This is a genomic window from Arthrobacter sp. Z1-9 (genome assembly GCF_054792695.1).
Map to the genome: position 1 here is coordinate 1,720,718 of NZ_CP096456.1, position 23,142 is coordinate 1,743,859.

19 protein-coding genes and 1 tRNA gene are annotated in these 23,142 nt (G+C 65.4%); 12 read left to right on the plus strand and 8 right to left on the minus strand.

The genetic code is table 11. From position 1 onward, the window contains the following. Nucleotides 1-36 precede the first annotated feature (36 nt). The 3 genes from M1D93_RS07890 to M1D93_RS07900 all read left to right on the plus strand — a co-directional run bounded on the left by M1D93_RS07890 (nt 37) and on the right by M1D93_RS07900 (nt 2,514). On the plus strand, nt 37-717 hold the full coding sequence (locus tag M1D93_RS07890; RefSeq protein ID WP_461174964.1) for a lysophospholipid acyltransferase family protein: 681 nt from the start codon (nt 37-39) through the stop codon (nt 715-717). Nucleotides 718-727: 10 nt separating this feature from the next. Beyond that, on the plus strand, nt 728-2,278 hold the full coding sequence (gene der / locus M1D93_RS07895; protein ID WP_461174565.1) for a ribosome biogenesis GTPase Der: 1,551 nt from the start codon (nt 728-730) through the stop codon (nt 2,276-2,278). Nucleotides 2,279-2,437: 159 nt separating this feature from the next. Beyond that, nucleotides 2,438-2,514, plus strand: a tRNA-Pro gene (locus M1D93_RS07900). 90 nt (nt 2,515-2,604) lie between these two features. On the opposite strand, the gene M1D93_RS07905 is transcribed toward M1D93_RS07900, so the two are convergent. After that, nucleotides 2,605-3,474 carry an Fpg/Nei family DNA glycosylase gene (locus M1D93_RS07905; protein WP_461174566.1) on the minus strand — a complete coding sequence of 290 codons (870 nt, stop codon included), beginning with the start codon at nt 3,472-3,474 and terminating at the stop codon, nt 2,605-2,607. A 163-nt stretch (nt 3,475-3,637) separates the two neighbouring features. On the opposite strand from M1D93_RS07905, the gene gcvH reads away from it, so the two are divergent. From gcvH to M1D93_RS07930, 5 genes are all read left to right on the plus strand, one after another. Further along, the gene (gcvH, locus tag M1D93_RS07910) at nt 3,638-4,024 is read left to right on the plus strand and encodes a glycine cleavage system protein GcvH (RefSeq protein WP_461174567.1); all 387 of its coding nucleotides are present in this window, start codon (nt 3,638-3,640) and stop codon (nt 4,022-4,024) included. A gap of 153 nt (nt 4,025-4,177) precedes the next feature. Beyond that, entirely contained in the window at nt 4,178-4,654 is a 477-nt protein-coding gene (locus M1D93_RS07915; RefSeq protein WP_163162996.1) for an FHA domain-containing protein, read from the plus strand. Nucleotides 4,655-4,677: 23 nt separating this feature from the next. Beyond that, entirely contained in the window at nt 4,678-5,394 is a 717-nt protein-coding gene (gene ftsR / locus M1D93_RS07920) for a transcriptional regulator FtsR (protein WP_461174568.1), read from the plus strand. Continuing rightward, nucleotides 5,394-5,897: a bifunctional nuclease family protein gene (locus M1D93_RS07925; RefSeq protein ID WP_138135016.1), complete on the plus strand. Its 504-nt coding sequence runs from the start codon at nt 5,394-5,396 to the stop codon at nt 5,895-5,897. The genes ftsR and M1D93_RS07925 overlap by 1 nt, the downstream gene beginning before the upstream one ends. Before the next feature lie 237 nt (nt 5,898-6,134). Next, the gene (locus M1D93_RS07930) at nt 6,135-6,728 is read left to right on the plus strand and encodes a MerR family transcriptional regulator (protein ID WP_461174569.1); all 594 of its coding nucleotides are present in this window, start codon (nt 6,135-6,137) and stop codon (nt 6,726-6,728) included. A gap of 81 nt (nt 6,729-6,809) precedes the next feature. Here M1D93_RS07930 and M1D93_RS07935 read toward each other — a convergent pair whose 3' ends face one another. Then, nucleotides 6,810-7,628 (minus strand): ParA family protein, encoded by an 819-nt coding sequence (locus tag M1D93_RS07935; protein WP_461174570.1) that lies wholly within the window; start codon nt 7,626-7,628, stop codon nt 6,810-6,812. Nucleotides 7,629-7,929: 301 nt separating this feature from the next. Here M1D93_RS07935 and M1D93_RS07940 point away from each other — a divergent pair, with 301 nt between their 5' ends. Next, entirely contained in the window at nt 7,930-11,328 is a 3,399-nt protein-coding gene (locus M1D93_RS07940) for a pyruvate carboxylase (RefSeq protein WP_461174571.1), read from the plus strand. A 272-nt stretch (nt 11,329-11,600) separates the two neighbouring features. Here the strand turns inward: M1D93_RS07940 and M1D93_RS07945 are convergent, their stop codons facing one another. Continuing rightward, nucleotides 11,601-13,409: an AMP-dependent synthetase/ligase gene (locus tag M1D93_RS07945; protein WP_461174572.1), complete on the minus strand. Its 1,809-nt coding sequence runs from the start codon at nt 13,407-13,409 to the stop codon at nt 11,601-11,603. Between the two features lie 178 nt (nt 13,410-13,587). On the opposite strand from M1D93_RS07945, the gene M1D93_RS07950 reads away from it, so the two are divergent. Then, nucleotides 13,588-14,679 carry an ROK family glucokinase gene (locus tag M1D93_RS07950; RefSeq protein WP_461174573.1) on the plus strand — a complete coding sequence of 364 codons (1,092 nt, stop codon included), beginning with the start codon at nt 13,588-13,590 and terminating at the stop codon, nt 14,677-14,679. 4 nt (nt 14,680-14,683) lie between these two features. Here the strand turns inward: M1D93_RS07950 and M1D93_RS07955 are convergent, their stop codons facing one another. From M1D93_RS07955 to M1D93_RS07965, 3 genes are read right to left on the minus strand one after another with little or no spacing between them, the layout of a single operon-like run. Beyond that, on the minus strand, nt 14,684-15,250 hold the full coding sequence (locus tag M1D93_RS07955; protein WP_461174574.1) for a hypothetical protein: 567 nt from the start codon (nt 15,248-15,250) through the stop codon (nt 14,684-14,686). Further along, complete coding sequence (locus M1D93_RS07960; RefSeq protein WP_461174575.1) at nt 15,237-16,052, minus strand: alpha/beta hydrolase; 816 nt, start codon at nt 16,050-16,052, stop codon at nt 15,237-15,239. The genes M1D93_RS07955 and M1D93_RS07960 overlap by 14 nt, the downstream gene beginning before the upstream one ends. Further along, a complete protein-coding gene (locus tag M1D93_RS07965) occupies nt 16,049-16,837 on the minus strand; it encodes an alpha/beta hydrolase (protein ID WP_461174576.1) in 789 nt (262 codons plus the stop codon). The genes M1D93_RS07960 and M1D93_RS07965 overlap by 4 nt, the downstream gene beginning before the upstream one ends. Before the next feature lie 111 nt (nt 16,838-16,948). Between M1D93_RS07965 and M1D93_RS07970 the strand changes: the two genes are divergently transcribed. Together M1D93_RS07970 and M1D93_RS07975 are read left to right on the plus strand one after the other, a co-directional pair. Next, nucleotides 16,949-17,797, plus strand: a complete 849-nt coding sequence (locus M1D93_RS07970; protein ID WP_461174577.1) for a lysophospholipid acyltransferase family protein — start codon at nt 16,949-16,951, stop codon at nt 17,795-17,797. Nucleotides 17,798-17,923: 126 nt separating this feature from the next. Next, entirely contained in the window at nt 17,924-19,315 is a 1,392-nt protein-coding gene (locus M1D93_RS07975; RefSeq protein WP_461174578.1) for a class II 3-deoxy-7-phosphoheptulonate synthase, read from the plus strand. Nucleotides 19,316-19,360: 45 nt separating this feature from the next. On the opposite strand, the gene pknB is transcribed toward M1D93_RS07975, so the two are convergent. Further along, entirely contained in the window at nt 19,361-21,469 is a 2,109-nt protein-coding gene (pknB, locus tag M1D93_RS07980) for a Stk1 family PASTA domain-containing Ser/Thr kinase (RefSeq protein WP_461174579.1), read from the minus strand. A 115-nt stretch (nt 21,470-21,584) separates the two neighbouring features. Then, nucleotides 21,585-22,967, minus strand: coding sequence for a LysM peptidoglycan-binding domain-containing protein (locus tag M1D93_RS07985; protein WP_461174580.1), 1,383 nt, complete (start codon nt 22,965-22,967; stop codon nt 21,585-21,587). Nucleotides 22,968-23,142 lie beyond the last annotated feature (175 nt).

A 23,142-nucleotide genomic window follows, 5' to 3' on the forward strand; every position in this document is an offset into this window, starting at 1 on the left:
GGGAAGTCCAGGCCGCAGATCCCGTCGGGCTGGACCATGGCATGGAGCAGGCCGGTTGGCTGGGCCCTGGACCACCTGGTGTACCGCACGTCCGTCACGGGCCGGGACAACGTGCCCACCGGCGGGCCGGTGATTTTTGCCGGCAACCACATCAGCTTCCTGGACGGGCCGGTGATGTTCGGCGCGTCACCGCGGCCCATGCACATCCTGGTGAAACAGGAGATGTTCAAAGGCTTCCTGGGCCAGGTGCTGACAGCGTCCGGCCAGCTGCCCGTTGACCGCACGGGGGACCGTGCTGCGCTGCAGCGCTGCAAGGAAGTGCTCGACGCCGGACGTTGCGTCGGGATACTTCCTGAAGGCACCCGGGGGAGCGGGGCAGCAGCGGACATCAACGGGGGCGTGGCCTGGCTGGCGCTGAACTCCGGAGCGCCGGTGGTGCCCGTGGCGATCCTGGGCACCCGCAAGGGCAGCGAACACCTTGATTCGGTTCCGCGGCCAGGCAGGCGTTTCCACGTCAGCTTCGGCAATGCGCTGACACTGACCCGCAGGGCCGGCGAAAGCGGGCGTGCTTCAATGGACAGGGCGGCGCTGGAGATCCGGGACGCATTGTCGGGGCACGTGCGGGATTCCATCCAGCTCACGGGGCAGGCCTTGCCGGCGGCTGATTTTTCCAAAGACTTCACAGCAGTAGCCGGGACGCCGGCAGATGACCACTAAGGACAATGCAATGAGCGATACAACCCAGACTTCCGGCCACTCCGGCGCCGGCGATGACGAATACACCCCCTCCGGCACCGACCAGGTGGCCGAGCGCCTGGCGGCGATAGACGATGACGAGGCCGAGCTCCGTGCTGCGTCCCTCCGGGCAGGCCTGGAGGACTACGACCTTGACGAGGACGACGCCGCACTGCTCAGCGGTGAGTATGACGACGAGGACTATGACGGCCCGGTCAAGCTCGATCCCGTCCTGGCCATTATTGGACGCCCCAACGTGGGCAAGTCAACCCTGGTCAACCGTATCCTCGGCCGCCGCGAAGCAGTGGTGGAAGACACCCCCGGCGTTACCCGTGACCGCGTTATGTACTCGGCCAACTGGAACGGCCGCAACTTCACCCTGGTGGACACCGGAGGCTGGGAACACGACGCCCGCGGCATCCACGCCCGCGTGGCAGAGCAGGCCGAAATGGCCGTTGAGCTCGCGGACGCCGTCCTCTTCGTCGTCGACTCCGCAGTGGGCGCCACCGCCACTGACGAAGGCGTGATGAAGATGCTGCGCCGCAGCAAGAAGCCCGTCATCATGGTGGCCAACAAGGTGGATGACTTCGCCCAGGAGGCAGACTCCGCTGCGCTGTGGGGACTCGGTTTCGGCGAGCCGTACCCGGTCTCCGCACTGCACGGCCGGGGCGTGGCCGACCTGCTTGACCACGTGATGGATACCCTGCCCGAGTTCTCCACCATAGAAGGACTGGAACGCTCCGGCGGCCCCCGCCGCATCGCGCTGATCGGCCGCCCCAACGTGGGCAAGTCCTCGTTGCTGAACAAGCTGGCCGGTACCGAGCGCGTGGTGGTGGACAACACCGCCGGCACCACCCGTGATCCGGTAGATGAATTTATCGAGCTCGGCGGCCGCACCTGGCGGTTCGTGGACACGGCAGGCATCCGCCGCCGCCAGCACATGGCGCAGGGGGCGGATTACTACGCCTCGCTGCGTACGCAGGCCGCGCTCGAGAAGGCGGAGGTCGCCGTCGTGCTCCTCGCCGTGGACGAGGTCCTCAGCGAGCAGGACGTCCGGATCCTGCAGCTCGCCATCGAGTCCGGCCGCGCCCTGGTGCTGGCGTTCAACAAATGGGACCTGCTCGACGACGAACGCCGGCGCTACCTTGAGCGCGAGATTGAGCAGGACCTGGCCCACGTGGAGTGGGCGCCCCGCGTGAATATCTCTGCCAAGACCGGATGGCACAAGGACCGCCTGGTTCCGGCTTTGGACCTGGCGCTGGAAAACTGGGACAAACGCATTGCCACCGGCCGCCTGAACGCCTTCCTCGGCGAACTCGTGGCCGCGCACCCGCACCCGGTCCGCGGCGGCAAGCAGCCGCGCATCCTCTTCGGCACCCAGGCCTCAAGCCGCCCGCCGAAGTTCGTGCTGTTCACCACCGGATTCCTGGACCCCGGCTACCGCCGTTTCATCACCCGCCGGCTGCGGGAAACCTTTGGCTTCGAGGGGACCCCCATCGAGGTCAACATGCGTGTCCGGGAAAAGCGCGGCAAGAAGCGTTAGGCGCCGTGATCTCCGCGACACACGGAGCTGCGAAAGCCGGAAAGTGTCACTTGCACCCTCCGGAATCGTGTAAGCTCTTCTAGGTGGTTCGGCCGGACTGCTGGTGGAAATCCTCGGTATGGACCGAGGACGAAACACAGCGGAGAACGGCGGAACTAACGGGCTGTAGCGCAGCTTGGTAGCGCACTTGACTGGGGGTCAAGGGGTCGCAGGTTCAAATCCTGTCAGCCCGACCATTGAAGAAGCAGGAGAGGCCGCTTCCGGAGGAATCCGGGAGCCGCCTTTCCTGTTTAACAAACCGCATGTGGTGGCGCAGGGATGTGCGCCTACTTAAGGAACTTGGATGTCCTGCGGTCTGCCAGGATTTTCCCCTTGGTCTGGCAGGTGGGACAGTACTGCAGCGCCGTATCGGCGAAGGACACTTCCCGCACAACGTCACCACACACCGGGCAGGGCATCCCGGTCCGGGCATGGACCCGCATGTGGCTGCGCTTGACGTCCTTCAGGTCCTTCGGCGGCTTGCCGCTGGCCTCTGCCAGGGCGGTGCCCAGCACGCCGTGGATGCAGTCATAAAGCACCTGCACCGTTTCCCGGTCCAGTGACTTCGCAGTAGCGAAGGGGGAGATGCGGGCGGCGTGCAGGATCTCGTCACTGTACGCGTTGCCGATGCCGGCGATCACGCTCTGGCTCCTCAGGAGTCCCTTGATCTGCTGCGAACTTCCGGCGAGGATCTCGGCCAGCATGTCGGCGTCGAACGCCTCGGTGAACGGGTCCGGCCCAAGGGTGGCAATGCCCGGCACGTCCTGGGGATCCCGCACCACGTAGACGGCCAGGCTCTTTTTGGTTCCGGCCTCGGTGAGGTCGATGCCGCGCGCCCCATCGGGGCCGGTAAAGGCAAAGCGGGCAGCGATGTGGCCCTTGCCCATCCTCAGCTGGGCGTCGGTGGGGGAGTCCGTGAAGCGCACCCAGCCCGCCCTGGCCAGATGGAACACGAGCGAGATCCCGCCGGTGTCGATGCTGACGAACTTGCCGAAGCGCCGCACTCCGCTCACCGTCCGGCCTTCCAGGACCTGGAACGGCGGATCAGCCGTCTTGAGCACGGCAAAGGAAACAATCTGCACCTTGGTCACTGAAGTTCCCCGCAGATGCTCGTCAAGAAACTCAGCCAGGCCGGCCACCTCGGGAAGTTCCGGCATGGCCTACCCTGCCGCTTTCCGGAGTGCCGGGAGGGTGCGTGCGCTCATGGGACCCATCTTGTCAGAATCCCCGGCGAACGCCCCGGCAGTTGTGCCTATACTTTCAGCGGCGGCCTGTTTGGGCCCCGCTGACATTGGTGTTCGACCCCATGAAAGGCCCCTGATGAGCAACATTCCCAAAGACCTGTCCTACACCGCCGAACACGAGTGGGTTTCTGCTCCCAGTGCCGACGGTGTGGTACGGGTGGGCATCACCGACTTTGCCCAGGACGCCCTCGGCGATGTCGTTTACGCCCAGATGCCGGAAGTGGGCACCAAGATTACGGCGAACGAAGTTGTTGGCGAGGTTGAATCCACCAAGAGCGTCAGTGACATTTACGCACCGGTAACGGGTGAGGTAGTGGCCCGCAACGAGTCCCTCGACACGGATTCGGCGCTGATCAACACCGATCCCTATGGCGACGGCTGGCTGATCGAAGTCAAACTCGCCGAAGCAGATGCTGTTGAGTCGCTGCTCAGTGCATCCGAGTACGAACAACAGGTAGGCTAAAAGCTAACCGGTTCATCCGGTTCGGCCAGCGGTGCGGACAGCACGTCTTCGCACGTCAGGCCGGATCGGAAGCCGGTGCCGGACCTGCGAGGCAGGCCCGGACGGCAAATGTTAATTGCAGGCGTCAGAGCTGCAGCGGAAGAGGAGGAATCCATGGCTGGCCACACACACAACCCTGCCGATGGGGAATACGGCAACGGGGCGGCCAGGGCGTCGGAGACCACCTCGATCCATCTCACCCCGGTGCGGGATGAGCCCACCATTGCCCCCAAGCTGTCATCCGAAGAGCGCAACTCCGTCGAGGCATTGCCGGCTGGATCTGCACTCCTGGTTGCGCACAGCGGCCCGAACGCCGGTGCCCGCTTCCTGCTGGACTCGGACGTCACCACGGCCGGCCGTCATCCCGATGCCGACATCTTCCTCGATGACGTCACGGTCTCCCGCCGGCACGTCGAATTCCGGCGCACCGCACGGAGCTTCGAGGTGGTGGACAAGAACAGCCTGAACGGCACCTACGTTAACCACGACCGCGTGGACAGCGTCGAGCTCAAGTCAGGCAGTGAAGTCCAGATCGGCAAGTTCCGCCTCACCTTCTACCTGAGCCCTGCCAGCGCTGCAGGCCGCGGCTGATCCGGGGACCGCTGCCTGTGGCAATGGCACAACCGGAACGCCGGGGACCGCAGGTCCTGAACATCGGGGAGGTCCTCGCTCAGCTCAGCGGTGACTTCCCCGGCATGACAGCGTCAAAAATCAGGTTCCTCGAGGAAAAAGGACTCATCAATCCCCGCCGCACCCCAGCGGGGTACCGGCAGTATTCCGACGGCGATGTGGAGAGGCTGCGGTTTGTCCTGGCATTGCAGCGGGACCAGTACCTTCCCCTGAAGGTCATCAAGGACTACCTTGACGCCATCGACAGGGGAGAACGTCCCGAAAACCTGCCGCCCGGCGTCGTGGTATCCCCACGGATTGTCTCGGAGGAGCTGGCTGCTGAACTGCAGAACCGGGGGCGGAAGCTCACCGAGGAGCAGCTGCGCACCGAGTCAGGCGCCAGCGTACACCTGCTCCAGGCACTCCTGGACTTCGGCCTGATCAGCCACTCGAGCGGGCAGTTTGACGAGCACGCCCTGCAGGTAGCCAGGGCCTGCGTGCAGCTGGAAAGCCACGGACTCGAACCACGCCACCTCCGGCCCTTCCAGGCAGCTGCCGAGCGGGAGTTCGGCCTGGTGGAACGAGCCGTGGCGCCGCTTGCCTCCCGCAAGGACGCCGCCTCCCAGGCGCGGGCAGCGGAGGCAGCCCGCGAAATCAGCGACCTCTGCCTCACCCTGCACCGGGCTCTGGTGCAGGACCACATCTCACGCATGGACATCTGATGATTGAAGTCGAGATTGTAGGCGTTCGGATCGAACTGCCTTCCAACCAGCCGCTGGTCCTCCTGCGGGAGATGCATGGGGAACGCCACGTGCCCATCTGGATCGGCACCCCGGAAGCCAGCGCCATCGCCCTGGCCCAGCAGGGTGTTGTTCCGCCACGGCCCATGACCCACGACCTCCTGGTGGATGTTGTCGAGTCGCTGGGCCACTCCGTGGTCAGCGTGAACATCGTGGCGGTGGAGGACAACATCTTCTATGGCCAGCTCCAGTTCGAAAACGGCACCACCGTCAGCTCGCGCGCCTCGGACGCCCTCGCCGTCGCCCTTCGGGCCAAATGCCGTATCTGGTGTGCGGATTCCGTAATGGACGAAGCCGGCGTGCGGATCACCGAGCACGATGAGGGCGAGGACACGGAGCCTGGCCCCACCGTCGATGAAGAGCGCGAACTGCGCCGGTTCCGGGAGTTCCTCGACGACGTGGAACCCGAGGATTTCGACGGCTAAGGTCACGTTAAGGTTAAAGTTAAGGCTGAAACTTTCGACACGCCTTTTTGAAGGGCCCAACGTCTTTGACCTTGGGTCCGCACCGGCCTAACGTCTAAGTATCGAGTTCCCATTGCTTACGGCAGCTGCGCAAGTCACACTGGAAGGTGCGCCCCGCGGAAATTACAGGCATGATCTTCATTCCTGTACAGGCTGCTGCAGATCTTCCCCGGGGAGCTTATGACAAGGAGGATCCAGGTGAGTCCCAAAGGCGAAGCAGGCGGACTGAAACAGCCCGCGGCCAGTGTTGCTGTGCCCGCAAGCGGTGCCCAGGGCCTCCTGTTCACCGAAGACCTTCCTGTCCTGGATGAAGACGCAGGATACCGGGGACCCACCGCCTGCAAGGCAGCCGGCATCACGTACCGCCAGCTGGACTACTGGGCACGCACCGGACTGGTGGAACCCGCCGTCCGCGGTGCCGCCGGTTCCGGATCCCAGCGGCTCTACGGCTTCCGCGACATCCTCGTCCTCAAGGTCGTCAAGCGCCTGCTGGACACTGGTGTGTCGCTGCAGCAGATCCGCACCGCCGTGGAACACCTGCGTGAACGCGGTGTGGAGGATCTGGCCCAGATCACGCTGATGAGCGATGGCGCCAGCGTTTACGAGTGCACGTCTGCCGACGAAGTCATAGACCTCGTCCAAGGCGGCCAGGGCGTGTTCGGCATCGCCGTTGGACGCGTCTGGCGTGAGGTGGAAGGCAGCCTGGCGTCGCTTCCCAGCGAGCATGCCGCGGAGCCGTCCTTTCCCGACGACGAACTGAGCAAACGGCGGGCCGCCCGCAAGATCAGCTGACGCTGCACCACGGGTTTCCACTTAACGGCAGAGGCCGCTCCCCGCAAGGGAGAGCGGCCTCTGCCGTTAACGTCGCTTGTCCTACCTGGCCCGGCTGCGCAGGCCGCTGCCCACTGCCATCAGGTTGGCCAGCAGGTCATCGAACAGGGCCGCAGCGGCCTTGGCGGAGTCGCCCGGCCAGTGGTGCACGGGGTGGGCAGCGCCTTGGATCTGCTGCCAGTTCGCCTGTTCCGGGATGCGGGGGCTGAGGAGGAGCTCGCCGAACATCGACTCCATTTCGGCCAGCCGGTAGGTGTGCTCGGAGGATCCGGACCGCACCCGGTTGGCGATGATGCCGGCGGGGGAGAGGTTGGGTGCGAACTCCTGGCGGAAGAGCTGGATGGCCCTCATGGTCCGCTCGGTACCGGCAACGGAGAAAAGCCCGGGTTCAGCAACAAGCGCCACCTTGTCGCTCGCTGACCACGCCATACGGGTCAGGCCATTGAGGGACGGCGGGCAGTCGATCAGGACAAGCTGGTAGCTGTCTGCGGTCGCCAGCACCGAGGACAGCCTCCGCAGGTCGCGGCGGCTGAGGTCCGGCCGGTCGTAGATTCCCGTGTAGGCAGAGCCCACCGCGACATCCAGGACAGCCGGCCCGGAGCCGTTGGAGTGGGCCCGCGCCGTCCAGCTGCTGCCCACAACATTCTCGGCGAGTTTGGCCCGGCGCGGGCTCTTGAGCATCCTGCCGATGTCCAGCTGGTCACCGGGCTGCACGCCCAGGGCGGTGGTCGCGTCTGCATGGGGATCAAGATCCACCACCAGCGTGCGGATGCCTGCGGCAAGGGCTGCAGACGCCAATCCTGTGGTGACGGAAGTCTTGCCGACTCCACCCTTGAGGCTGCTGATGCTGACTACTTGCACTTGAGAGACCAAAACCTAACGCCGGATGCCGTGTTCGGAGTAATGTTTGCTCCGGCAGTGCCGAAGCCGGACGGTCCTGCCGCCCTACTCATCATATGTGGATGCGTCGGCGATTCCTGCTTTAAGGGGAGTCGGCATGGCACCCAGTATGCTGCCGGGGCGGTTTCCGCCCGGGCAGGCAGAGGGCATCGGGACATGACGGGGAAATCTGTGATGGTGGCCACAAAGATTTGTGTTTGCCCTTGTGGGTCCTAGACACTGTGACCACTCACCGATCCACCCGCAATGATGCAGGAGAAGTATGTTTTCCAAAGTTCTGGTGGCCAACCGCGGCGAAATCGCGATCAGGGCCTTCCGCGCCGGCTACGAGCTGGGCGCCAAGACCGTTGCCGTTTTCCCCCATGAGGACAGGAACTCGATTCACCGCCAGAAAGCGGACGAGGCCTACCTGATTGGCGAAGAGGGCCATCCCGTCCGGGCTTACCTGGACGTTGCCGAAGTGGTCCGGGTAGCGAAGGAGTCCGGTGCGGACGCCATCTACCCCGGATACGGCTTCCTCTCGGAAAATCCGGACCTGGCCCGCGCGGCCAAGGACGCCGGCATTACCTTCGTGGGCCCGCCGGCCGAGGTGCTGGAACTTGCGGGCAACAAGGTGGCAGCATTGAAGGCTGCCCGGGACGCCGGTGTTCCGGTCCTGAAATCCAGCGCGCCCTCCAAGGACCTGGACGAGCTTATTGCGGCAGCTGATGAGATTGGTTTCCCCATCTTTGCCAAAGCCGTAGCAGGCGGCGGCGGGCGCGGCATGCGCCGGGTGGACACCCGCGAGGCACTGCCGGAGGCCCTGCAGGCCGCGATGCGTGAAGCGGACGCAGCCTTCGGTGACCCCACCATGTTCCTGGAGCAGGCCGTCCTCCGCCCGCGGCACATCGAAGTGCAGATCCTGGCGGACGCCGAGGGCAACGTGATGCATCTCTTCGAGCGCGACTGCTCCATTCAACGCCGCCACCAGAAGGTTATCGAGATCGCTCCGGCGCCGAACCTGGACGAAGGCATCCGTCAGGCGCTGTACCGGGATGCCGTCAAATTCGCCAAGGCCCTGAACTACGTCAACGCCGGCACGGTGGAGTTCCTTGTTGACACCGTCGGCGAGCGTGCCGGCCAGCACGTCTTCATTGAGATGAACCCGCGCATCCAGGTGGAGCACACGGTCACCGAGGAAGTCACCGACGTCGACCTTGTCCAGGCCCAGATGCGGATTGCCGCCGGCGAAACGCTGGCAGACCTCGGCCTCTCCCAGGAGACAGTCAAGCTGCGCGGCGCGGCACTGCAGAGCCGTATCACCACCGAGGACCCCGCCAACGGGTTCCGGCCCGACGTCGGAAAGATCACCGGCTACCGCTCTGCCGGCGGAGCCGGTGTCCGGCTCGACGGAGGCACTGTCTACTCGGGTGCCGAAATCAGCCCGCACTTCGACTCCATGCTGGTGAAGCTCACCTGCCGCGGCAGGGACTACCCCGCCGCCGTCGCCCGTGCCCGCCGCGCCCTGGCCGAATTCCGCATCCGCGGTGTCTCCACCAACATCTCCTTCCTCCAGGCGGTGCTGGACGACCCCGACTTCATCGCCGGCGATGTGGCCACGTCCTTCATCGACGAGCGCCCGCAGCTGCTCAAGGCGCGTGTCTCTGCTGACCGCGGCACCAAGCTCCTGACGTGGCTTGCTGAAGTCACGGTCAACAAGCCGAACGGCGAACTGACCGTGCACTCGAATCCTGCCAGCAAGCTGCCGTCCGTCAAGGACAAGGAGGCAGCACCGGGTTCACGCCAAAGGTTGCTCGAGCTGGGCCCTGAAGCCTTCGCCAGGGCGCTTCGTGAACAGAACGCAGTGGCCGTCACCGACACCACCTTCCGGGACGCCCACCAGTCGCTCCTGGCCACCCGCGTCCGCACCCGCGACCTCGTGGCAGCCGGCCCCGCGGTCACCGCGCTCATGCCGGAGCTGCTTTCCGTTGAGGCGTGGGGCGGTGCCACGTATGACGTCGCCCTCCGGTTCCTGGGCGAAGACCCTTGGGACAGGCTCGCCGCCCTTCGCCAGGCGCTCCCGAATGTGTGCCTCCAGATGCTCCTCCGCGGACGCAACACTGTGGGCTACACGCCCTACCCTGAAGAGGTCACGGAAGCCTTCGTCAACGAGGCCGCTGCCACGGGCATCGATATCTTCCGCATCTTCGACGCCTTGAACGATGTCAGCCAGATGGCACCCGCCATCCGCGCTGTCCGGGCAACAGGCACCGCCGTCGCCGAAGTGGCGCTCTGCTACACCGGCGACATGCTGGATCCCGAAGAGACGCTCTACACGCTGGACTACTACCTGGGCCTCGCCCAGAAGATCGTGGACGCCGGAGCGCACATCCTGGCCATCAAGGACATGGCGGGCCTGCTCCGTCCTGCCGCCGCGGCCAAACTCGTCTCCGCCCTTCGGGAACGCTTCGACCTGCCGGTGCACCTGCACACCCACGACACCGCAGGAGGCCAGCTGGCCACCCTGCTGGCTGCCGTGGATGCCGGCGTCGACGCAGTGGACGTCGCTTCCGCATCGCTGGCAGGAACCACCAGCCAGCCGTCGGCCTCCGCCCTGGTTGCCGCGCTGGCGCACACCCCGCGCGACACCGGACTCAGCCTTGCGGCCGTCAGCTCGCTGGAGCCGTACTGGGAAGCGGTACGCCGCGTCTATGCGCCGTTCGAATCCGGCCTTCCGGGCCCCACAGGGCGCGTGTACCAGCACGAGATTCCGGGCGGGCAGCTTTCCAACCTTCGCCAGCAGGCCATGGCCCTGGGCCTGGGGGAGCGCTTTGAGGCGATCGAGGACATGTACACCGCCGCCGACCGCATCCTGGGCCACCTGGTCAAGGTCACGCCGTCCTCCAAGGTGGTGGGTGACCTCGCGCTGCACCTGGTGGGCCTGAACGCGGACCCGGCGGACTTCAACGAGAACCCGCAGAACTATGACATCCCGGATTCAGTCATCGGATTCCTTTCCGGCGAACTGGGTGATCCTCCGGGAGGCTGGCCCGAGCCCTTCCGCACCAAAGCCCTCCAGGGCCGGAGTGTGAAGGTCCGCGACGTGGAACTCAGCGCGGAGGACAGCGCCGCCTTGAAGTCCGACTCCAAGACCCGCCAGCACACGCTGAACCGGCTCCTCTTCGACGGACCCACCAAGGACTACCTGAAGAGCGTGGAAACCTACGGCAACATCTCGGTGCTGGATACCCGCGACTACCTCTATGGACTCCAGCGCGGCGCTGAGCACGAGATCCAGCTGGAGAAGGGCGTACGGCTGATCGCGTCCCTCGAAGCCGTATCCGAGCCTGACGAAAAGGGCATGCGCACGGTCATGTGCACCCTCAACGGCCAGTCGCGGCCGGTTGTGGTCCGGGACCGCTCGGTAGTCAGCAACGTCAAGGCCGCCGAAAAGGCCGACCCCGGCCAGCCCGGCCACGTGGCAGCACCGTTCGCCGGCGCCGTCACCGTGACCGTCAAGTCCGGCGACGAGGTTAAAGCCGGCGACACCGTGGCCACCATCGAGGCGATGAAGATGGAAGCGTCCATCACGACGCCGGTAGCCGGCAAAGTCTCACGGCTCGCCATCTCATCCATCGAGCAGGTGGAGGGCGGGGACCTGCTGCTGGTAGTGGAGCAGTAGCCCGGCAGGTGAGTTAATAATTGAAGGGTCCTCCCCGGCGGGAGGACCCTTCATTGTTGTCCGCGGGCTGCGGTTGAGGCAGGGACCGATCCTCTGCGTGCTATTCCCCCCGCCCCGCTGAGGCCGCTTCGCGGCGAGCGGGGGCGCGGGGCCCCTTTTACGCACGCTGCCGGACCGGTGCCTGCCTCTTGGTGGTGCCTTGCTACGAGCGTGGTGCTGCGGGGCCCCTTTTACGCACGCTGCCGGATCGGGGCCCGCGTCCTACGTCGGCGTCAGGAACGCGGGGCGGCGTACATCTCCTCGATCACCGTTTCAAAGTCCTTCATCACCTGTGCCCGCTTGACCTTCATGGACGGTGTCAGGTGACCTGAGGCCTCGGTGAAGTCAGCGGGTACGATCCGGAAGGACTTGATTGCTTCGGCCTGGGACACTGAGGCGTTCGCTGCCGTGATCAGGTCTTGGACGGCTGCCTTGACTACCGAGTTGTTAGCCGCATCCTCGAGGGAGGTGTCGGCCGGGAGGTTGTGGCGCTGCAGCCAGCCGGGCAGGGCTTCCTGATCCAGGGTCACGAGGGCTCCGATGAAGGGCCTGTTGTCTCCGACCACTAGCACCTGGGAGACCAGGGCATCGGAGCGGATCTGGTCCTCAAGCAGCGCAGGGATCACGTTCTTGCCGCCGGCGGTCACGATGATTTCCTTCTTGCGGCCGGTGATCCACACAAAGCCGTCTTCGTCGAGGCGGCCGATGTCGCCGGTGCGGAACCACCCGTCGGCAAAGGTTTCCGAGGTAAGGTCGTCCCGCCTGTAGTAGCCGCGCATAACACAGACGCCCTTGGCGAGGATTTCCCCGTCCTCGGCAATCCTGACTGCGTTTCCGGGGAGGGGCTTGCCCACGGACCCGATCTTGATCAGCGAAGGTGTGTTGACGGAGATGGGGGCCGTTGTTTCGGTCAGGCCATAACCTTCGAGGACCTGCAGGCCGATGCCCTGGAAGAAGTGGCCCAGGCGCTCACCCAGCGGGCCGCCGCCGGACACGGCATGGGCAACGTGGCCGCCCATGGCAGCGCGCAGCTTGCTGTACACCAGCTTGTCGAAGAGTGCGTGGCGGAGCTTGAGGCCAAGGCCCACACGCCCGTTCTGGCGCGCCTTGGAATAGGCGATGGCAGTGTCAGCGGCCTTGTGGAAAATGGCCCCCTTGCCGCCGTCCTCCGCCTTGGTCAGCGCCGAGTTGTAGACCTTTTCGAAGACGCGGGGCACGGCAAGGATGAAGGTGGGCTCGTAGCTCTGCAGGTCGGCGAGGAGGTTCTTGATGTCCGGCGTGTGGGCCACCGTTGTCCCGGCGGCCATGGCCAGGACGGAGATGAAGCGTGCAAAAACGTGGGCCAGCGGCAGGAACATGATGGTCTTCGCGTTCTCGTGGACGATCTCGCCGATGATGGCGAGGGCGTTGTCCGAGAGTTCAACAAAGTTCCCGTGCGTGAGTTCGCAGCCCTTGGGCCGGCCCGTGGTGCCGGAGGTGTAAATGATGGTGGCGATATCGTCCAGGGTTGCCGTTGCGCGCCGCGCCTCAAGGTCCGCGTCGCTGACCCCGCGGCCGGCTTCGCGGAGGGCGTCCAGCCCCTGGCCTTCCAGTTGCCACACGTGCTGCAGGGCGGTGAGACCCTCGGCGGTAACGGCCTGGCGGATCACGTCCTCGTGGTGCGCTGCTTCGCCGAAGGCTGCCACCGCACCGGAGTCACCGAGGTTCCAGGCCACCTGCGACGGGGAGGACGTCTCGTAAATCGGAACAGATACTGCTCCCGCAAACCAGATGGCGAAGTCGACCAGTGCCCATTCGTAACGGGTGCGGGACATGATGCCTACGCGGTCACCCGCAGCCACGCCGCTTGCCATCAGTCCTTTGGCCAGGGCCGAGACGTCGGCCAGGAAGTCCGTCGCTGGGACGTCCTGCCAGGCACCGGCGGAGTCGAGCCGCGAAAACAGTGCCGGGTTGCTGGGCTTTGCAGCCTGCCGCAGGACCAGATCAGTGATGTTCGTTTCCGGTGCGACAACAACAAGAGGCGGAACACTGAATTCGCGCACAATAGCTCCTTTGATATCCGAAGACCCGCGCAGGGTATGCCTAAAGACTAGTACGCCTCTACCGGGCCGTGCAGGATCTAAACCTACTGACGAGTAACTTCGCCGTCAATGGTGCGGTACAGGACATGCGGGGACGGCTTCCTTCGTCCCCCGAAACGCCAGCCTAGAATGGTTGACTATGTATGCACCGCCCCCCGGCGAACAGGCCGGCCCCTTGCGACGACCGGTGCCCTGGAGGCGGCGCCCCGCCACCGGCCGGACCAGGTTGCGTCACGGTGAGGGCTTCCGCGGGCACCTGCGCCTCGGGCGGAAGGGCCTCGCCATCGGGATTGACATCGGGGGCACCAAAGTGGCTGCCGGCGTCGTGGACGCCGAAGGCAGGATCCTCAGCGAGGCGCGGCGATCAACGCCCGGCACGGATCCGCGGGCAGTGGAACAGGTCATCGTGGAGCTCGTGGAGGAGCTTGGCCGGGGGCATCGGATCTGGTCGGTCGGGATCGGCGCCGCCGGGTGGATGGACCTCGACGGCGGCACGGTGCTTTTTAGCCCGCACCTCGCTTGGCGGAATGAACCCCTCCGAAAAAACCTGCAGAACCTGTTGCGCCGTCCCGTCCTGCTCGCCAACGACGCCGACGCCGCGGCGTGGGCGGAGTGGCGCTTCGGCGCCGGCCAGGGTGAAGCCCGGCTGGTCTGCATCACTTTGGGCACGGGAATCGGCGGCGCCATGGTCATGGACGGACGGGTGGAGCGCGGCAGGTTCGGCGTAGCCGGCGAGTTCGGCCACCAGGTCATCATGCCCGGCGGCCATCGCTGCGAGTGCGGAAACCGGGGGTGCTGGGAGCAGTACGCGTCCGGGAATGCGCTGGGACGAGAAGCCCGGATCCTGGCGCGGGCGAACTCCCCGGTGGCCCAGGACCTGCTGGCTGCCGTGGGTGGCAACACCGACACGATCACCGGTGCCATTGTTACGGAGCTGGCCCTGGCGGGCGATGCCGCTTCCCGTGAACTCATTGATGAAGTGGGCGAGTGGCTGGGGCTGGGACTGGCCAACCTGGCCGCGGCGCTGGATCCCGGCCTGTTCGTCATCGGCGGTGGCCTCTGTTCAGCAGGGGACCTGCTGGTGGAACCCGCCCGCAAAGCCTTCGCCCGCAACCTGACCGGCCGGGGCTTCCGGCCGGCCGCCGGCATCCAGTTGGCGGCCCTGGGGCCCAACGCCGGTTTGATTGGGGCGGCAGACCTCTCCCGGGTGAGCAGCAGGGTACGGGCCTGAGGTACTAAACCCGGGCGCCGTCGTCGTTCTCGTCTTTTTCCTGCGGAAGCTTCATGATCAGGTAGACCGTCCCCAGGACAAACACGGCCACGATGCCCACGATCGCGAGCATCGGTGCAGAGCGCCAGAACATGGCCGACAGCAGCAGGGCCACGGGCCCGCCCACCGCGGCCAACCAGGCCAGCATGGTCAGCGGGTCGGTTCCGGCCAGGCTCGGCGGCTCCTCGGGAATGAATTCGCCGTCGTCCCCGTCCACGTCATAGTCGCGCGGCCCCGCAGCCGCATTGCCGTTGTGGACGGCACTGTCGGCTTGGGAGGCTGACTCCTGCCGCTCGGCGGCCGACGGCTCGGTGGGGGCGGCCCCGGCTAGTCCCAGGGGATCGAAGTCACGGAAGGTGGCGGACCTGCCAGCAGGAGCGGATGGGCCTTCAGGCGCCCCGGTGCCGTCTACGGTGCCAGCAGCGGCAGTACCTGCGGGGGAGTCTGCTTCGAGGCGGGCCACGAGGTCAAGCCAAACGGCGTCATCGTGGTTCGCGCCCTGGTCCGGCTGGCCGGGGTCAGGCCTGTTCATGCGAACCCTCCTGGCCGGCATGCGCAGCCGAAACGGATGCAGCGCCGGCGGTGTGAACCACGCTGCGGATGAAGTCCACCGAACCCGAGAAGATTTGGTCGGCGTCGTTGTCCATGGTGGCCACGTGATAGCTGTTTTCAAGCCGGACCAGCTCCAGGGGTGCGTGCGTGAGGCCGCGTCGCAGCACCGCGATGCTGGAGTCAGACACCACATGGTCAACCGTGGACCGGTAGACCTGGACCGGGGCAGTGACCCTGGGCAGGATCCTGATGGTGTCCCTGAACATCTTGTTGAGTTCGTGGGCGGCCGCTACCGGAGTGCGGGGATATGCGCCCTCATCCATGCCTTTTTTAAGGATGTCGTTCGCGATGGCCGGTGTGCTTTTCATGACCAGCTTCAGGATCCCGGCCAGCGGAGCGCGCGGATCGTCAATCACCAGCGCCGGATTCACCAGGACAACCCCTGCCACCGGACGCGTGGCGGCAATGCGGAGCGCCAGCGCCCCTCCCATGCTGAGGCCGGCTGCAAAGACGTGATCGCAGTCGGCGTCAAGTTCAAGGTAGGCGTCATCAAGTGCCCCATGCCACTGCTGCCAGGTAGTCCGGGCAAGCTCCTGCCAACTGGTGCCGTGGCCCGGAAGAAGCGGCATGCGGACACCGAAACCCGCCGCGGCGAAGGCATGCGCCCAGGTGCGAAGGCCATGCGGGCTTCCGGTGAATCCATGCGAGAGGACAACGCCGATCCGGGGCCCCTCGCCGTTGAAAGGACTGCTGTAGGGGCTGTGGTCCGGACTGGCGGTCATGGGGTCTCCACTGAGGTGGTCTGGCGGGCGCGGGCATGGAAAAAGGCGCTGGACTTCGAAAAGATCTCCGGCGCATCCACGTCCAGCGTAGCCACATGGCCGCTGCTGGCAAGGCTGACCACCTCTTCGAGGTGCGTGCCCAGGCGGTTTTTCAGGATCACCAGCGAGGTGGGCGGGACAACCGCGTCCGTGTTCGACTTAAACACCTGCACGGGAGCCGTGACGCGGGAAAGGCCGCGGGTGGCGGCCCCGAACAGTTTCTTCAGCTCGTGCACGGCGGACAGCGGTGTGCGCGAATAGTCTCCGTCTTCGGTGACAACTGCCGTGGGTTGCTCCTCCTGGATGGGGAGGGTGGTCTTCTGGAAATACTTCAGCACCCCAATGACACGTACCCGGCGGTCGTAGAAGCTAAGGCCGGGGTTCACCACTGAGACTCCCGCCACGGGGTGCTTGGAAGCAGTCAGCAGTGCGATGGCTCCGCCCATGGACAACCCCGCAACGAAACAGGTATCAGTCCGCTCGGACAGCTCCAGGTAGGAGTCTTCAAAGGTGTTGTACCACTCACTCCAGCGCGTCCGGGCAAGCTGGCGCCAGTCGGTCCCGTGCCCGGGCAGCAGGGGAACGGTGACCGCGTACCCCTGCGAGGCGAGGTGTTCTGCCCACGGCAGCACGCTCAGTGGGCTGCCGGTGAAACCGTGGCAGATCGCCACGCCAATCCGGGCGTTGGTGCCGTGGCCGGGATAGCTGAAAGCGGCAGGACGGGACGGGGTGCTGCTTTCGCTCATGACTCCATCGTGTCACTGTTCCCGGCAAATCTCACTAGAGTAGGGTTGCAGTGAACTGCTGGCCAGGCCCGACGCGGGGCCTGAGGGCTGCCTTCCGGAGGGGTTTCGCACGTGTTCTATTGGGTGATGAAAAGGATCTTCCTGGGTCCGGTGCTGAAACTGCTTTTCCGCCCGTGGGTGAAGGGCCTGGATAACATCCCCGCCGAAGGTGCTGCCATCATCGCCTCCAACCACCTCTCGTTTTCCGACTCGATTTTTATGCCGTTGATGGTCCGGCGTCCGGTGGTGTTCCTCGCCAAGTCCGAGTACTTCACCGGCACGGGAATCAAGGGCAGGTTGACCGCCCTGTTCTTCAGGCTCACCAACCAGCTGCCCATGGACCGGTCCGGGGGAGCCGCGTCGGAGGCATCGCTGAGTGCCGGAATGGACGTCCTGACGCACGGCGGGCTGCTGGGCATCTACCCGGAGGGGACGCGCAGCCCCGATTCGCGGCTCTACAGGGGAAAGGTGGGTGTTGCCAGGCTCGCGCTCAAGGCCGGAGTCCCGGTGGTTCCTGTGGCAATGATCGGCACGGATAAAGTGCAGCCCATTGGCAAGCGCCTGCCCAACATTCGCAGGATCGGCATGATTTTCGGTGAACCGCTGGACTTCAGCAGGTACCACGACCAGGCCGAGGACCGCCTCATCCAGAGGCAGGTCACGGACGAGATCATGTTCGAGCTGATGCGGCTCTCCGGGCAGGAATACGTGGATGAGTACGCGGCCGTGGTGAAGCTCCGGCTTGCGGCCAAGCCCTTGGAACCTCCTGCAGCTGCAGGACCCCTGGCCGCACCGGCCCCGGTTGAAGGCACCAGCGCAGGCTTAGAGGCAGACGCCGGCGCCCCACATGCAGGTGCCGCACAGCTGGCCACCGATCCTCCAAAGCAGCAGGACGACGGCGGGACTGCCGCCACCGCCTGACCCGCACCGGCTGCGCGCCGGCGGTCTTCCAGGTCAGTCAGCGGTCCGCGGAGGTCTATGACGCCTTGCCCGGTATGCGTGACGCCGTGGTGTTCCCGGTGCCTGCGCGACCGTTAGTCTTAGAGGGTGACTGAGCTATCTGCAAAACCTGCCTTTTCGCTGTCCAGCACCGCCCAGAGCGGAGCGGCCAACTATCCGGGACTCGATGACTGGCGGGACCTGCCCATTGCCCAGCAGCCCAGCTGGCAGGACAGGGACGTATTCGATGCTTCGGTAAAGGAACTTTCCGTCCTTCCTCCGCTGGTCTTCGCCGGTGAAGTGGATGTCCTCCGCGAGCGGCTGGCTGCTGCTGCCCAGGGCAAGGCGTTCCTGCTGCAGGGCGGTGACTGCGCCGAAACCTTCGAAGCAGCCACGGCGGACAAGATCAGCGCACGCGTCAAGACCATCCTCCAGATGGCAGTGGTCCTGACCTACGGCGCCGCGATGCCCGTCATTAAGATGGGGAGGATGGCTGGCCAGTTCGCCAAGCCCCGCTCGTCCAACGATGAAACCCGCAACGGCGTTACCCTGCCGGCTTACCGCGGCGACATCGTGAACGGCTACGACTTCACGCCGGAGTCCCGCGGCCACGACGCCGCACGGATGCTCCGCGCCTACCACACGTCCGCCTCCACGCTGAACCTTATCCGCGCCTTCACCCAAGGCGGATTCGCCGACCTGCGCTCGGTCCACCAGTGGAACAAGGGCTTCACCGAGAACCCGGCGCATGCCCGCTACGAGTCGCTGGCGCGGGACATCGACCGGGCCATCAAGTTCATGGCTTCCTGCGGTGCGGATTTCGAGGCGCTCAAGCGCGTGGAGTTCTTCGCCAGCCACGAGGCCCTCCTCCTGGATTACGAGCGTGCACTCACCCGCATCGACTCCCGCACCGGATTCCCGTACGACACCTCCGCGCATTTCCTCTGGATTGGGGAGCGGACCCGCGAACTGGACCACGCACACGTCGATTTCCTGTCCCGGGTGCGGAACCCCATCGGTGTCAAGCTGGGCCCCTCCACCACTGGTGACGATGCCCTCCGCCTGATCGACAGGCTCGACCCGGAGCGTGAGCCGGGCAGGCTGACCTTCATCACCCGCATGGGTGCCGGCAACATCCGGGAGAAGCTGCCCGCCGTCGTCGAAAAGGTCACCGCTTCCGGCGCGCAGGTGCTGTGGGTCACGGACCCCATGCACGGCAACACCGTGACGTCCCCGAACGGGTACAAGACACGCAATTTTGACGACGTCATTGACGAAGTGCGCGGCTTCTTCGAGGTGCACCATGCCTTGGGGACTGTTCCCGGCGGCCTGCATGTGGAAATGACCGGTGACGACGTCGCCGAGTGCCTCGGCGGCGCTGATCCCATCGACCAGGAAGCTTTCCTGGACCGCTATGAGTCCGTCTGCGACCCCCGGTTGAACCACATGCAGTCCTTGGAAATGGCCTTCCTGGTGGCCGGGGCACTCGCCAAGCACTGACGTCAGGCCGGCGCTGCGGGTGCGGTGTGGGCGGGCCTGTCCCGCCTACACCACGGTCAGTGTGATGACTGATCCTTCAGGTACTTTCTTCTCCACCGGGTCCTGGTCGCGCACTGTGCCGAAGAACCCGCCAAGGATGTTGTTCACCTGGACCTTGAAGCCCAGGCCCTCAAGGGCACGCTTGGCCTCGGCTGCCTGCTTCCCGATGTAGCTGGGCACCTCCACCAGCCTGGGCCCCTTCGAGATGGTCAGGGTCACCGTTCCGCCACGGGTGAGGGTCCCATTGGCCGGGGACTGACTGACCACAGCGCCCTTGGGGATGGTCCTGTCAAACACCTCTTCACGCGCAACGTCAGCTTTGAGCCCGGCCGCCTTGATGGCGTCCTTTGCATCATCCTCATCCTGGCCCACCACGTTGGGCACCGGGATCGGTTCGGGGCCTTTCGAGACCACCAGGTTGACGGGTGTTCCACGCCGCGCGGGGGCATCCGCGGCCGGATCCTGCGAAAGGACTACGCCCGCGGCCACAGATTCATCAAACTGCTCAGTGACAGTCCCAAGCGCCATCCCGGCGGCGTTGAGCCCGGTCTTGGCCTCCTCCAGTGTGCCGCCGGTCAGCCCGGGCAGCGGGAAAAGTTGCGGACCCTTTGAGACAAACACCGAGACCGGCTGGAACTTCCGGATCTCGGAGCCGGCCGGCGGCTCGGTACCCACCACCAGCCCGTTGGGTACGTCGTCATCGAAGACATCCCGGGTGGTGGACCCGAAACCTGCCTGGCTAAGGAGTTCCTGGGCTTGTGCCACCGTCTTGTTCGCCACGGAAGGGATAGCCGCGGCCGAGCCGGGCCCCATACCGAAAAACCAGCCGGCACCTGTTGCCAGCAGAGCGGCGATGACCAGGACCACCACCCATAGGACTCCGCGGCGGCGCGGGTTGCCTTCGCGCAGGTTGCGTGCCGGGGTGGCCGCTGCGCGCGCCCGGGCTTTCCCGTCCTCCTTGTCGGCCTTGCGTTGGGCCCGCTTGCTCATCGGCGCGGGCACGGGGGCAGCCCACCGGGCGTCGTCTGCCGTGTCCGGCGGAGTGAGAACGCGCCGATGCCCGGGCACTGGGGGCGATGCCTCCCGGCCGGGACCCCGACCGACCTGTTCCTGCAGCGGCTGCGGCTGGTACGGTTGCGCGGCGGGCCGGCCAAACGGCATAACGCTGGTTAAGCTACTTGTGCGGGCTATGACTTCGGTGCGGTTCTGGTTTCCGGCGGGGTCGTGGCCGCTGGAATCCAAGGCCGCGGGAGGCTGCAGGTCCAGTTCGCGGTCGCTGAGGTTGGTCCTGATGTGGCGCAGTTCCTGGAGCAGCGCATTGCCGTCGATGGGGCGGTTCTCCGGATCGTTGGCAGTACACCACAGCACCAGTTCGTCCACTTCTGCGGCCAGTCCCGGCACCAGTGCCGAAGGTGGACCCACTGCGCCATTGACGTGCTGGTATGCCACCTGGATCGGGACTTCGCCGGTGAACGGCTGCTGGCCGGTCAGCATCTCGTAGAGCATGATTCCCACCGAGTAGACGTCGCTCCGGGCGTCAGCGGGTTTACCGAGGACGAGTTCGGGGGAGAGGTAGGCAAGGGTTCCGAGCAGCGCTCCCGTGCTGGTGGAGGTAGTGACCGCGCGGGCCAGCCCGAAGTCGCCTATCTTGATTCTGCCGTCATCGGCGATCAGGACGTTTTCGGGTTTCACGTCCCGATGGATGAACCCGGCAGCGTGCGCGGCGCCGAGGCCTTCCACCACTGGATCGATCAGCGCCAAAGCAAGCCGTGGCGGAAGCGCACCTTTGTCCTTGATGACGTCCCGAAGTGTATGGCCCTTGATGTACTCCATGACCAGATATGCAGTGTGGGCGTCGGTGCCCTGGTCCAGCACCCCCACGACGTGGGGGTGGGACAGCCGGGCGGCAGCCTTGGCCTCCCGGCCCAGCCTCCCGAGAAAGCTCTCGTCGGCGGAGAGGTGGGGGTGCAGCACCTTCAGCGCCACGTCCCGCTCCAGCCTCTGGTCCGTCGCCACGTAAACGGTGGACATGCCGCCGCGCGCCAGCCTGGACCGGACGGCGTACCGGTTGTCCACCACGGTTCCTACCAGAGGGTCTGACACGTATTCCTGCACCCTACGATCGTAATCCAGCAAACGGGTCCGAACCGATACGGGTCCGAACCGATACCGGCCCGGACCCGTGCAGGCTGCTCCTTGCTTCGGCGACGCTTGCGAAGCGGAGAGGGTGCTAGCCGAAGTTCTTCTGGTGTGCCTTGATGGCCGCGACGTAGGCCTTGGTGTCGTCGTACATGCCGTACTTGCTGACCGAGTACTGGCCCTGGTAGTAACCGGCGATGGCGGTGTCCCTGTCCTTGCTGGTGGCGAGGAGTTGGCGGATGATGGCCACCCCGGCGGTTGCATTGTCATAGGGATCCAGGAGGTTCAGCTTCCGCCCCACCAGGTCCGATGCCCACTGGCCCGAGCTTGGAATGACCTGCATGGTCCCGATGGCATTGGCGGGGGAAACCGCGCGCTGGTCGAAGCCGGACTCCTGGTGGGCGAAGGCGAGGGCGAGTGAGGGCTCCACACCCATGGCACGCGCGGTGTCCGCCACGATGCCGCGCATCTGCTCCCGGGAGGGGACCGGCGAAGCGTTCAGGAGTGCCTTGTTTTCGTTCGCTGAACTCACCACGGCTGCCGGATAGGTGAAGCCAAGGAAGGAACTGGGCACCAACGGCGTGACAGATGCCGCCGGCTGCGGAGCCTGCTGGCCGGCGCCGGGGATGGCCAACTTGTTGCCCGGGTAGATCACGGTGCCCATGTTCATCCGGTTGGCGGAGAGGAGTTCCGAAAGCTTTACGCCGTGGCGTGAAGCGATGGCGGACAGCGTGTCGCCGGCCTTGACGGTGTAGGAGCCTGATGCCGGCGCAGTGCCGGAAGTGTTGGCCAGTGCCGGGGCGGGAGCTGCCGGCGCAGGAGCAGGGGCAGCCGGGGCCGGAGCAGCATCGCCGCCGCCGACTTTGACTTTCTGCCCGGGGTAAATGATGGAACGCATGTTGAGGTTGTTCCAGGCGAAGACGTCCGCGAGGCTCACCTTGTGTTTTGCCGCAATGGCGCCCAGCGTGTCACCCGGCTTCACGGTGTAGGTGGCGCCACCGCCGGCAGTGGAGGGGGCGGCGGGAGCAGCGGCCGGAGCGGGGGCTGCGGGCGCGGAGGCCGAACCCGAAAGCTTGATCTTCTGTCCCGGGTAAATGATGGTGTTCGCCTGCAGGTTGTTGAGCTTCAGGATTTCGCCCGTGTTCAGGCCGAACCTGCCGGCAATGCCACTGATCGTATCGCCGCGGGCGATCGTGTACTCGGCCGGTACAGCGGGCTGTGCCGGCTTGAAAGCCGTGGGGATTGCGGTGGAAACGGATGACGCCGGGATGACAGCCGCCGTCGTCTGTGCTGCGGCCTGCGCTTTCATGGCCGCGGCGAGTGTGGCCGGTACGGCCCGGGCAGGCTGTTCAGCGGCGGCAGGCTGGGCGAGGGCTAAGGATGACAATACGACCGCTGGCAGCGCTGCCGTAGTGGCAGCAATCATAGGCAGACTCGGCTTGGGGGGCTGCTTGGGCGAGCGGGACATCGTCATGGAAAGAATCCTCTTCTCAACTGCGGGGCGCGGGCGGGGATGCCGCTTTTATTCGATACTACTGTTACTGCTGTGATTACTGTTACGAATGTGATCTATGTGAATCTCTCACGAATTTGTAGTTAGCACAAGAATTCCCGCATTACCCGCAATCCGGATTTTGTGGAGTGTCCGC